The following is an 11,772-nucleotide window of genomic DNA, read 5'->3' on the forward strand; positions in this document are numbered from 1 at the left end:
TATAGACGCTTGGACTTCCAAACGGCCAGGAATCACATCAACGGCACCATGCATCGCCCGATGGCGATGTGTTGTTGTCGCTGATTTCCGCCGCGTCCAGCCACCCCCGCGCCTGATCCGTCACGCCGCCCCGGCTTCCGGGGCGAGCATGCCTGTCGCGTCACCGCTGAATCGCCTTCGCGACTTTCCAACGCCGTAGCGGGCTTTCCCCGGCCCCTGCGGACACACCCACGGCATTCCCCCGCTCCGCGTCCTGCGCGGTGGCGTTGCCGCATCCACCCACATCGAAAAACACCCATGCATACCCGCTCACTACTCGCCGTGGCCATCGGCGCATCCCTGGCCGCTTCCGTGATCCAGGCGCAATCCGCGCCCACCGACACGCCTCCCGCCTCGCTCGACGCGGTGGTCGTGACAGGGTCCAACATCAAGACCACCGACAGCGAAGGACCCAGCCCCGTCCAGGTCATCTCGTCGCAGCAGATCATCGCCAGCGGCAAGACCAACCTTCCCGACGTGCTGCGTTCGATCTCCGCCAACAGCGGCAACAGCTTCAACGAGCAGTACACCGGGAGTTTCTCCGCCGGCACGTCCAGCATGTCGTTGCGCGGCCTTGGCGCAAAGAACACCCTGGTCCTCGTCGATGGCAAGCGCGTGGCGAACTACGCCACCGCCAATGAACTCCAGGACACCTTCGTTGACCTGAACTCGCTGCCACTGGTGGCCGTGGATCGCATCGAGGTGCTGAAGGATGGCGCATCGGCCGTGTATGGTTCCGACGCCATCGCAGGCGTGGTCAACATCATCCTCAAGCAGAACTACCAGGGCGTGGAGGCGGGCGCCGGTTACGGCCAGAGCACCGAAGGCACGGGCCAGACGGAGCGCACGTTCAGCTTCCAGGCGGGCCATGGCGACCTGAAGAAGGATCGCTACAACGTCTACTTCGCCGTTGACGGACAACAGCGCGATCGCCTCCAGCAGGATGACGTGAGCTGGATGCGCGACAGCGACTTCCGCAACAAGCAGGGCGGCACGCTCGCCTGGTCGCCTACGGACTATTACAACAACAAGGCTACGGATCGCTTCGCGCAGGGCGTCGGCCCGGTAGAGCTACAGCCTTATGGCGCCATCAGCCCGGGCAAGACAGGTGATGTGTGGGCCTACAATCCCGCGCAATACACCACGCTGGTGCCCAAGATCGAGCGCTATCACAGCGTGCTGCGAGGCACGTTCCAGCTCACCGACAACGTGCAGGCGTTTGGCGAATGGATCTACACGCGTAGTACCACCAGCTTCACCTTCGGGCCGCCGCTGTCCATCGCCACGGGCCTGCGTGCGTGGAACGACGCCACGCAGTCGCTGACCAATATCGACAGCATCCTGCCTGTCGGTAACCCGGCGAACCCGTATGGCAAGCCCACGCCCGTCACCACGAACCTGTGGCAGGTCGGGCCGCGCAACAAGCGTGACCGTCAGATCTTCGATCGCATCCTGTTCGGGCTGCGCGGCCAGGTGGCCGGCTGGGACTGGGAAGCATCGGCCCTGCACTCGGAGAGCCGTCTCAGCGAGCGCGTGACCAACTTCGGCAATCGCTATGCCTTCCAGTCGCTGCTGGCAAACGGCGGATACAACCTGGCATCCACGTCAAACCCGGAGTCTGCCGTGGATGCCCTGCGACTGGCGACGCTGCGTCCGGCCGTGTCCAAGCTCGATAGCGTGGACCTGACCGCCAGCCGTTCGCTGTTCGACCTGCCCGCTGGCACGGTCGGCTTTGCCGCAGGCGCGCAGTTCCGTCGTGAGTCCATCGATTCGCAGACCTCCGATGCCGTGCTTTCCGGCACCGAGCTGCGTCCGGCGCTGGACATCATTCACGGCTCGCGCCATGTCACCGCCGGTTACGCGGAATTCAACGTGCCGCTGTTGACGACCCTGGAAGCCAACGTTGCGGGCCGCATGGACCACTACAGCGACTTCGGCAATGCCTTTGCACCGAAGTTCAGCCTGCGCTGGCAGCCGCTGGACTGGTTGCTGGTGCGTGGTTCGTTCTCGCGTGGCTTCCGTGCGCCGTCGCTGCCGGAGGTCACCAACAGCACGGCCGTGAGCTACAGCTCGGTCATCGATCCGAAGGACCCGATCACGGCCGGTAGCCTGCGCAGCCTCACCAACATCTACAGTGCCAATCCGAAGTTGAAGCCGGAGCGCTCGAAGAACTATAACGTGGGTTTTGTCGTGGCGCCGACGCCGGATACCAGCATCGGCGTGGATTACTTCCATATCGTGCAGAACGGCCTGATCGGTCCGGACAACCTGACCTATATCGTGGCCCATCCGGAGATCTACGGCAGCCGCATCGTGCGTGACAACACGGGTGCATTGCAGACCGTATACAACCAGTACCTCAACCAGCAGGGCCGCACCACGTCGGGCGTGGACGTCGATGCCAGCCATACGCTGCATACGGATGGCTACGGCAGCTTCACGCTCGCGGCAAGCTGGAGCCGCCTGCTGCAGTACCGCCAGGCCCAGGTGGCTGGTGAGGCGAGCGTCAACGCGGCAGGCACCAACATCTTCGGCGCGCTGCCCAAGTGGCGTGGCTCGACGAGCCTGCGCTGGGCGCTGGCGGATTTCGACAGCACCATCACCTGGTACCACACCGGGGGCTACCGACAGAATCCGGACAATATCCCGTCCAACCGTGACTTCCCGAAGAAGGTGGATGCCTGGAATACGGTCGATCTGAGCGTGGCTTACCGCGGCATTCCGAAAACCACGTTGACCCTGGCCGCGCAGAATGTGCTGAATCGCCGCCCGCCGTGGGACCCGGCCAACACGTACTACGACACCACGCTGGCGAACCCGCTGGGTCGCATCGTATCGCTGAAGGCCGATTACCGCTTCTGACCGGATGCGTCGCAAGGTGTAAGTGGAAAGGGCGGGGCAGGCCGGGAGGGGCCTGTCCCGTCGTTTCTTTTCATGAAGCGTGACTTTCAGCAGGGGGTGCGATGAAGTCCTCATCGTAATGTCCTGTTGTCCATCCACAGGAAGATACCGATGCGTTCTCCCGCCCTGAAGCGGCTGTCCCTGGCCTGCGCCCTGTCCCTGTCGCTGCCCCTCGTGGCGCAGGCGGGCTATGACAAACCGCCCGAACCGCTGCTCAGCGTCATGCATGCGCCGCTGCCTGCCATACCGGTGCTCGATCCGACCCGGCAACGCATGCTGCTGGTCGAGCGGGCACAGTATCCGTCGATCACCCGTGTAGCCGAGCCTTACGTGAAACTCGCCGGCCTGCGTATCGAGCCGGCGAACCACAGCCGTCATGATGCTTCCAACGGCTATGGCATCCGCAGCTGCCTGAAGAGCTTCGCGATCGAAGACGTGACCAGCCACAAGCAGCTGCCAGTGACCCTGCCTGCCGATGCCTGCCCGGGTGTGCCGCAGTGGTCGCCGGATGGCCGCCGCTTCGTCTTCACCAATACCACGCGTGAGCGTACGGAGCTGTGGTTGGGCGATGCATTGACCGGCCAGGTTCATCGCGTGGAAGGCGCCTCGGTGAATCCGGTGCTCGAAGACGACGTGCAGTGGCTGCACGACAGCGATTCGCTGCTGGTGAAGCTGGTACCTGCCAATCTCGGCGCGGCGCCGTCATCCGGAGTCGAGGCGGGTCCTGAAATCAAGGAATCCATCGGCGGCAAGGGCGAGAGCAGCACCTACGAGGACCGCGATACGTTGTCCAGCCCGCAGGACGAAGCCTTGTTCGATTACTACGCCACTTCGCAGCTGGCCGTGGTGGATGCCGCCAGCGGCAAGGTGCGTCCGGTCGGCAAGCCGGCGGTCTACTCGTTCGTCAGCGGTGCACCCGATGGTGTGCACGTGCTGGTGGAGGCGCTGAAGAAACCGTATTCGTACGTTACGACCTATGAGCGCTTTGCCCATGACGTCTCCGTGCTGGATACGGGCACGGGCAAGTACACCGCCATCGCCTCCCTGCCGGTTGCCGATCGCGTTCCCGTGCATGGTGTGCCCGACGGCCCGCGCAGCTTCGACTGGCGGGCCACGGCGCCTGCCACCCTGGTCTGGGCCGAAGCGCTCGACCATGGCGACTGGAAGGTCACGGTACCGCAGCGCGACAAGGTGATGATGTCGAGCGCGCCGTTCACGGACAAGCCGAAGGAAATCGCCCGCACCACCCAGCGTTTCAGCGGCCTGCGCTGGTTGGCCGATGGCAACGAACCTTTCATGTACGAGTTCGATGCGAATCGCCACTGGATCCACGTGAGCCGGGTAGATGTCGGCAATCCGTCGAAGGCGGCCCGCACCGTATGGGACTACTCGGCGGACGAGAAGTATCGCGATCCGGGTACGCTGGTGATGGAGCGTCTGCCGAATGGTTCGCTCGTCGTGCGTCAGGATGGCGATGCCGCCTATCTCGTGGGCGTGGGTGGCAGCCCGGCGGGTGACCGTCCGTTCCTGGATCGTTACTCGCTGTCCACGGGGCGCACCGAGCGTCTGTTCCGCAGCGATGCCGCGCATTACGAGTCACCGGCGGCGGTGCTGCCGGGTGGCCAGCGCTTCATCACGGCGCAGCAGTCGCCGACCGAGCCACCGAACCTGTTCCTGCGCACGCTGGGTGCTGCCGACGCTGGGGCGAAGGAGGGCGAGGCGGCGTTTGCCTCCACCAGCGAGCCGATCACGCATATCGCTGACCCGACGCCCCAGGTGCGCGGCATCGGAAAGCGGCTGGTGACCTACAAGCGCAAGGATGGCGTGGAGCTCTCGTTCACGCTGTACACCCCGCCGGGCTACAAGGAAGGCACGCGCCTGCCGGCCGTGCTCTATGCCTATCCGCTGGATTACGCCGATCCGGCGCAGGCCGGGCAGGTGAGCGGATCGCAGCAGCGCTTCGACATCCTGCGTGGCTACCGCCTGTTGCTGCTCTCGGGTTACGCGATCATCGACAACGCGTCGTTCCCGATCGTCGGCGATCCGCGCTCGGCTTATGACACCTATATCGACCAGCTCGTGATGGATGCACAGGCGGCCGTGGACAAGGCCGTTGAACTGGGCGTGGTGGATCGCGACCGCATCGGTGTTACCGGCCATAGCCACGGCGCACTCATGACCGCCAACCTGCTTGCGCACACCAACCTGTTCAAGGCGGGCGTGGCGACCAGCGGCAGCTACAACAAGACATTGACTCCGTTCGGCTTCCAGAGCGAGCGCCGTTCGCTGTGGCAGGCGCCGAAGGTGTACGAGGATGCCTCGGCCTTCTTCCACGCCGACCAGATCAAGACACCGTTGCTGCTGATGCACGGCATGGACGACGCAAACCCGGGCACGGAGCCCATCCAGTCGCCGAAGCTGTTCCAGGCCATTCGCGGCCTGGGCGGCACCACGCGCCTGGTGATGCTGCCGCACGAGCCGCACTGGTATTCGGCGATGGAGTCGAACGAGCAGGAGGTCTATGAAATGCTGACCTGGTTCGACCGCTATGTGAAAAACGCACCGAAGAAGTGAGGCCGTGACAGCCACGGCAACGGCATGATGTCCTGTAGGAGCGCGCCTTGCGCGCGACCGGATAGGTAGAATCCCTCAAAGGCTCTATTCCAGCCGGTCGCGCGCAGGCGCGCTCCTACAAAGGCTTTTACCAGCGGTAGTTGGCGCCCAGCATCACGCCTTGCTCCCGGTGGCGGCTGGCGAAGTCGCCTACGTAATCCACCGTAAATGCCACGTGCTGGCTACGCTTTGCGCTCAGGCCCACGTTCACCACGGCGTGGTTCAGCCCTTCGCTGGGCCCGGTGACCTGGAAGATGCCTTCCGGATAACCCTGCAGGTTGCCCAGGAACGCATTCTCGTGGCTGTTGAAGCGATGCTGGAACAACACCCGCGCATGCGGCGTCCACGTGCCGGTAGCGCCCCACGCGAACACCTTGTACACCTGCACGCCCACGCCCAGCCGTGTATCGGTGGCGGACTTCGCACGCACTTCGAGGCCGGCCGCACCGAGTCCCTTGTCGCTGAAACGGCTTTCGGGCAGGCGCGTCATGTCCAGGCTGGGCAGGATCGGCTGCCAGACGATGTCGTGGCGATCACGCAGGGTCAGGCCGTGTTCGAGATGCAGCGACCAGGCATTGCCGTTGTCGTTTGAATGGCCACGCGCGGCAAACAGGGGCAGGTCGATGCCGCGATTAACGGTCTGGCGTAACCGCGTGTAGCCGAGCGAGGCATCGAGATAGCCGCCGTCGTAGCGGTAGTCGGCATAGAAGCGCGCATCCAGAGCACGCACGCGACCCTGGAAGGCACTTCCGCTGTCATTGGCGCGCAGCTTGCCGTAGCCAAGCGATCCGCCGATCACGACGTTGTCTTTCAGCGGCACATCCACGCCCAACATGGCGCCCGTGGTGCGCTCACGCAGGCCGGCAGCATCGCCCTGCGAATCAAGGCGGCCACGCGTTCCCAGCAGGCGGCCCCACACGGCGGTATGCCCGGCGTTGTCGGCACCAGCGACTTCATCCGGGGCCACGAGGTAGCGCATCATCGAGGCGACATCGGTACCGCGACGTGTGCCGTCGAGGCCCATGCCGGCAGCACCGTTCATGAAGGCTGCGGTAGCGCCATCGTCGGAGCCCGGGGAGACGGCGCGCACATGCTGGTCAAGCGTGCCGCTGAAATCGCTCAGCAGGCCGAGTGTCGCGGTACGCAAGGCGGCATAGCCCTCGCCACGGATCTGACCGGCCGCATGGGATGCCTGGGCGGCGGTGGAAAACTGCAAGGCGCCGAGCAAGGGAGCCAGCGGCGTATCGGGTCGCGTGGATGCGACGCTCAGCGTATCGCCCAGGCCGCAGCCATCGCGTCCGCAGAAGGCAGACTGGCCCTTGAACGCGTCGTTGGCCTGGAGCCAGATGCCGTTGTCCTTCTGGATGAGGCTGTAGCCGATAAGGGTGCCATCGAACGGGCGGAACACCGCCTTGGATGCGTCGCTCGACGTGGGGTCGATGTCGTATCCCGCGATGGGATGGCCATCTGCGTCGCTGCGGACCAGGTGGGTGAATCGACGGATGATGATGTCCGTGTCATCGGGGGCATTGCCGGCGGCCTTGGCTGCGGCAAGCTGCTTGTCGATGTCCGTCGAGTAGCCGACGAGGGCGACCGTGTTACCCGCGGGATAGAAGCCAGGGGCGATGTTCAGGCCAAGCTGGGCTGTAGGACTACTGATGGTCAGTCCGCTCATGCTGGTGTAGCTTCCCCCGTTGTACAGGCCGAAGCGGAGCAGGGCAGGCTGGCCGGCCGGTCCGGGGGCGATATCGAACGAGAGCGCTGCGTGACCCTCGAGTCGCGGATTGCCTGTCCAGTCGATGCCGCGCCCACCTGGGTGCAGCACGGCATTGTCCAGGAAACGTATCCTCGACCAGAGCGTCGTTTCGCCGAGCTGGCCTTCGCCTGACAACGTGCTGCGGCCATTCACCTGCGCGTCGCTGATGTCGACGATGCCGCCGCGCAGGCGCATGTCGCTGTCGGTGAGCAGCAATGCGCCGGTCGCGGCCCGTTCGCCCGTCGACAGGGTCCATGAGGAATTCACCAGTCGCACGATGCCCCAGGCATCCCCGATCGAAATGGCTCGCGTATCGACAAGGGGGTTGCCGCTATCCTGGTTGATCATGGCGAGGTACTTCGCCGTGGCCGCTTTCGAGAAGCCCTGCGCCAGGATGATGTTCGTCAGCGCGGTCTTGCGATCCGCCGGCGACAAGGCATTGTAGGCGGCCAGCTCAAGGTCGACGAATTCGGACGTGGAAGAAAGTGCGCCGGTGGGTGGATTGTCCAGCAGGATCGGCCCCAGGAGCGCATTGTAGAGGCGGTTGGTGATGCCGACCTGTCCCGTGGCGGGATCGTACTTGTTGTAGTAGTTCGGATTGATGTTGCCGGACACCGCTCGCCCCTGGATCGTCAAGGTGTCCGTGGCCATCTCGGGCGTGTGCTGGGTAACGAAGCCGGTGTTGTACACATCGTCACCGGCAAAGACCTGGTAAGCCTTGGTACCCGCGGTACCCCAGTAGACGGAGGGGTTCTTGCCGAGGGCGGGGTCCCATAGCAGGGCCAGGGTGGTGCTGCTGAACGCCTTGTCCAGGAGCGCGGCATCCGTCTTGCTCAGGTCGCCATCGGCGATGGCATCCACGAAGTGCTTGTAGAACTCCGTACCCCGGGTCGAATCGACATATTTGCCGCCGTTGCTCTGGCCATGGATCTGGATGTTCTGCTGGCCCACGACATCCTTGTTCGGGCCGCCATCGAAGGCGCGCTCGGCACCGCCGACGAACATCATCGAGCAGGCTGAAATGCAGTAACCCGACGCAACCGTCTTCAGGTGCTGGCGTCGGGCGAGTTCCGCGATGTCATAGCCACCAACGACCGAGCCGCCGTTGGAGTTGCGCATCACGAGGGTGTCGATGGTGCGCCCCTGGGCCTGGAGTCGGGAAAGCAGGTCCGCGAGGACAAAACCATCCGCGCGCGTCACATCGCCGGACAGGATGATCTGATGCCCGTTGACGTGGAAATCCATGGCTTGCGCGGACGGTGTCGCCCCCAGTGTGCCTAGCGCCGAGGCCGTCATCGCGGCCAGCAGTTTCAACTTCATTTGGTCACCCTTCGATTGGTCATGGTGCGTGGTCGAAGGGGTGCCTTTTCCCGGGCACAGCCGCCCCCGTGGCCGTCGACATGCATCGCGGCCCTTCTTTCGGTAACGGATGGAGATTGCGTTCCTGACCCTCCCCCTTGTCATAAGAACGCAATGCAATGGAAGTCCCCTACCAGGACTTTTGGCATGTCTAAACGGCAAAAAACAACGGCCGCCGGAGCGGCCGTTGTTCAGGCTCGGATGAGCAGGCCGGCCAAAGCCGGCCGATGGATCAGAACTTCTGGTCGTAGCTGACGTAGAAGAAGCGATCCGCGTCGAAGCCCGAGTAGTACGGCGGGACACCAGCGGTGGCCGCGTCGTAGTAGAACGGACCCTTGCGGTTGAAGATGTTGTTCACACCGAGGGCGAAGGTGCCGTTCCACGGTGCGCGGTAACGCACCTGGGCATCGTTGAACGTGACCGAGCCCTTCTTGGCGATGCCCGGCGTGCCGGTATCGTTGTTGATGGCGGTCGGGTTCGAGCACTCGAAGCTGTCGACGCAGACGTCCTTCAGGCCCGAGTAGTAGCGCATGGTCCAGCTGGCACCGAAGGCCTCGTAATCCCAGTTCACCGACAGGTTCGAACGAACGCGGAACTCGCCTTCGGTCGAATTGGTGGCGACGGCCTGGTTGACCATGTAGCCCGCGAGGTGACGCACCGACGAACCCGGGCCGGCCGTTTCGTCGTACTGCTTCAGGTAGGTGCTGTCCGAGGCGATCGCGAAGGTACCGATCGAGGTTTCCGGCAGACGGTAATGGATGCCGAAGTCGTAGCCCTGGGTCTGCAGCTTGCCGATATTGGCCGGGCTTTCGACCAGGCCCGTGATCGTGCCAGCACCATTGCGGGTGATGCGCGAGCAGAACGACGGGATGTTCTGCACGTAGCAGAAGTTCAGCACGCCGTTGGCGGTGAGGTTGGTGATCGCGTTGTCCACCTCGACCTTGTAGTAGTCGAGGGTGAAGTCGAGGCCCGGCACATAGTGCGGGCTGTAGACCAGGCCCGCGGTGCGGGTGATCGACTTCTCGGGCTTCACGTTCACGTTGCCGCTCTGGGTAAACGGCTGCTGGCCGGAATCACCGTTGGCGCTGGTGATCGGCGTACCGTTCTGGTTGACCTGGCGGAAGTTGGCCGGCACGCCCTGTGCGGCGCAGGCGCCACGGGCCGAGGCGGAGCCGAACACGGCGTCGCACGGATCGAGGTAGTTGTCGAAGGTCTGCGCCGAACCCTGGAAGAGATCCTGGATGCTCGGGGCGCGGAAGCCTTCGGCGTACGTGCCACGGACAAGCAGGTCGTCGAACGGACGGTAGCGGAAGCTGTACTTGTTGTTGGTGGTGCTGCCGAAGTTACTGTAGTGCGAGTAACGGCTGGCGACGTTGACACCCAGCTCCTTCGCACCCGGCAGGTCACGCAGCAGGGGCACGTCGAGTTCGAGGTAGGCCTCGTTCACGATGTAGCCGCCGTTGGTCGGCTGGGTGGCCGGGTTGGTGGTGAGCTGCTGGGCATCGATGGCGTCGGGCGTGAAGCTGCCTTCTTCCTTGCGATGCTCGATGCCGCCCGCGATGCTGACCGTGCCGCCCGGCAGGTCGAACAGGCCACCGCCGACGTTGGCGCTGAAGTCATTCGTCTTCGACGTGGAGCGATCCGTGGCGAGATAGCCCAGGTAGTTCCACAGGGCCGGGCTCATGGCTGACGGGCCACCGGCGATGTTCCAAGGCAGGCAGCCGGCTGCGCGGTCGGCGGCGTTGGCGCAGGCCACCTGGCCGTTGATCACGCTGGTCGGGCCCAGTGCGGCCTTGGCGTTCGGCAGGTAGACGTTGTTGTTGTAGACCTGCTTCACCTTCGACTCGGAATAGGTGTAGGTCGCGTCCCAGTTCCAGTCGTGGTTGAGGAAGGTGAAGAAGCCTTCCGCGCCCACGTCGAGGTGGGCCATCTTGTCCTTGTTGTACGTCTCACGCGGAAACTCGGTGAGGCGACGGGCGAAGTCGACATCCTGGCCCGGGAACGGGTTGTAGGCGTTCTGGCCCGAGAGCTGCAGACCGGTGGCGCTGGTGCTGAACGGATAGCCGGACACCTGCGAATCGGAATCGCGCACGCTGTAGCTGCCCGTGGCGTGAAGGATCACGTTGTCGGTCAGGTTGTAGCGGTCGGTGACGAACAGGTTGCGAAGCTTGGTACCCGTGCGGAACGTGGTGTCCTTCTGGGTGTTGTAGCCCGGTGCGTCGCCCTGCGTGTAGTCGGCAAGGCTGGCGGCGTTGCCGCCCGGACGCAGCACGTAGGTGTTGCCGTCCGGGCCGGTGACCGTGCCCTGGTTGGTGAGACCCAGGCGGCTGGTCGGATGACGCGGACCCTGCGGATACGTGGTGAAGTTGCGCTCGTCGCTCATCATCGGGTCGGTCTGCTGCTGCGTCGCCGACAGGATGATGGAGTTGTTCTTCGTGCTGTGGCCCCAGGTGAACTCGGCGTTCTTCTGCTTGCCGTCGCCCTTGCCGTTCTGGCCGTAGTAGACGTTGGCTTCGGCGCCGTCGAACTTCTGCTTGGTGACGATGTTGACCACGCCGCCGATGGCGTCGGATCCGTAGATGGACGACGCGCCGTCCTTGAGGACGTCGATGCGATCGATGATGGAGACCGGGATCGTGGAGATGTCGGTCAGGCCGGAGAGGTTGGTGCTCCAGCGACGGCCATTGACCAGCACCAGGGTGCGCTTCGAGCCGAGGTTGCGGATGTTGACGTAGTTGCCGCCGACACCGTCACCGTTGGCGAGCGGGTTCTGGTTGGTGATGTCCGGGGTGCCGGCCGAGGGAAGGCGGGCGAGGATTTCGTTGACGTTGGTGAGGCCGGTGGCCTTGATCGCCTGCTGGTCCATGGTGAAGACAGGCTGTGCCGTCTCGACGTCCACGGAGCGGATGCGCGAACCGGTGACGGTCACGGTTTCCAGGTTTTGCGTCTTGGCCGGTGCGGCTGCCGGAGCGGCATCCTGGGCGTAGGCCGCCGCCGAAAGAAGACACGCGCTCAGCGCAACGACAAGTGCGGTGCGCTTGGGAGCGCTCCGGAAGGAATGCGAATTCATGCTGGTTCTCCGCGTCCCGCCTCGCGACGGAACG

Annotated in this window: 4 protein-coding genes; 2 read left to right on the forward strand and 2 right to left on the reverse strand. The window is 64.2% G+C overall.

Features of this window, described 5'->3' with window-relative positions; translation table 11 throughout:
* Window positions 1–297: 297 nt before the first annotated feature.
* Together KR767_RS16335 and KR767_RS16340 are read left to right on the forward strand one after the other, a co-directional pair.
* Window positions 298–2,901: a TonB-dependent receptor gene (locus tag KR767_RS16335; protein WP_250877026.1), complete on the forward strand. Its 2,604-nt coding sequence runs from the start codon at window positions 298–300 to the stop codon at window positions 2,899–2,901.
* A 150-nt stretch (window positions 2,902–3,051) separates the two neighbouring features.
* Window positions 3,052–5,514: a S9 family peptidase gene (locus tag KR767_RS16340; protein WP_250877027.1), complete on the forward strand. Its 2,463-nt coding sequence runs from the start codon at window positions 3,052–3,054 to the stop codon at window positions 5,512–5,514.
* Between the two features lie 127 nt (window positions 5,515–5,641).
* Here KR767_RS16340 and KR767_RS16345 read toward each other — a convergent pair whose 3' ends face one another.
* Window positions 5,642–8,629 (reverse strand): autotransporter domain-containing protein, encoded by a 2,988-nt coding sequence (locus KR767_RS16345; RefSeq protein WP_250877028.1) that lies wholly within the window; start codon window positions 8,627–8,629, stop codon window positions 5,642–5,644.
* Between the two features lie 271 nt (window positions 8,630–8,900).
* Window positions 8,901–11,738 carry a TonB-dependent receptor plug domain-containing protein gene (locus tag KR767_RS16350; protein ID WP_250877029.1) on the reverse strand — a complete coding sequence of 946 codons (2,838 nt, stop codon included), beginning with the start codon at window positions 11,736–11,738 and terminating at the stop codon, window positions 8,901–8,903.
* Window positions 11,739–11,772 lie beyond the last annotated feature (34 nt).

Origin of the sequence: Luteibacter anthropi, from assembly GCF_023699965.1 — a bacterium.
Taxonomy (GTDB): domain Bacteria; phylum Pseudomonadota; class Gammaproteobacteria; order Xanthomonadales; family Rhodanobacteraceae; genus Luteibacter; species Luteibacter anthropi.

Bases quoted from the DNA above. Each gene is read 5' to 3' on its own strand.
- KR767_RS16335 (WP_250877026.1), top strand. From the start codon at position 298: ATGCATACCCGCTCACTACTCGCCGTGGCCATCGGCGCATCCCTGGCC.
- KR767_RS16340 (WP_250877027.1), top strand. From the start codon at position 3,052: ATGCGTTCTCCCGCCCTGAAGCGGCTGTCCCTGGCCTGCGCCCTGTCC.
- KR767_RS16345 (WP_250877028.1), bottom strand. From the start codon at position 8,629: ATGAAGTTGAAACTGCTGGCCGCGATGACGGCCTCGGCGCTAGGCACA.
- KR767_RS16350 (WP_250877029.1), bottom strand. From the start codon at position 11,738: ATGAATTCGCATTCCTTCCGGAGCGCTCCCAAGCGCACCGCACTTGTC.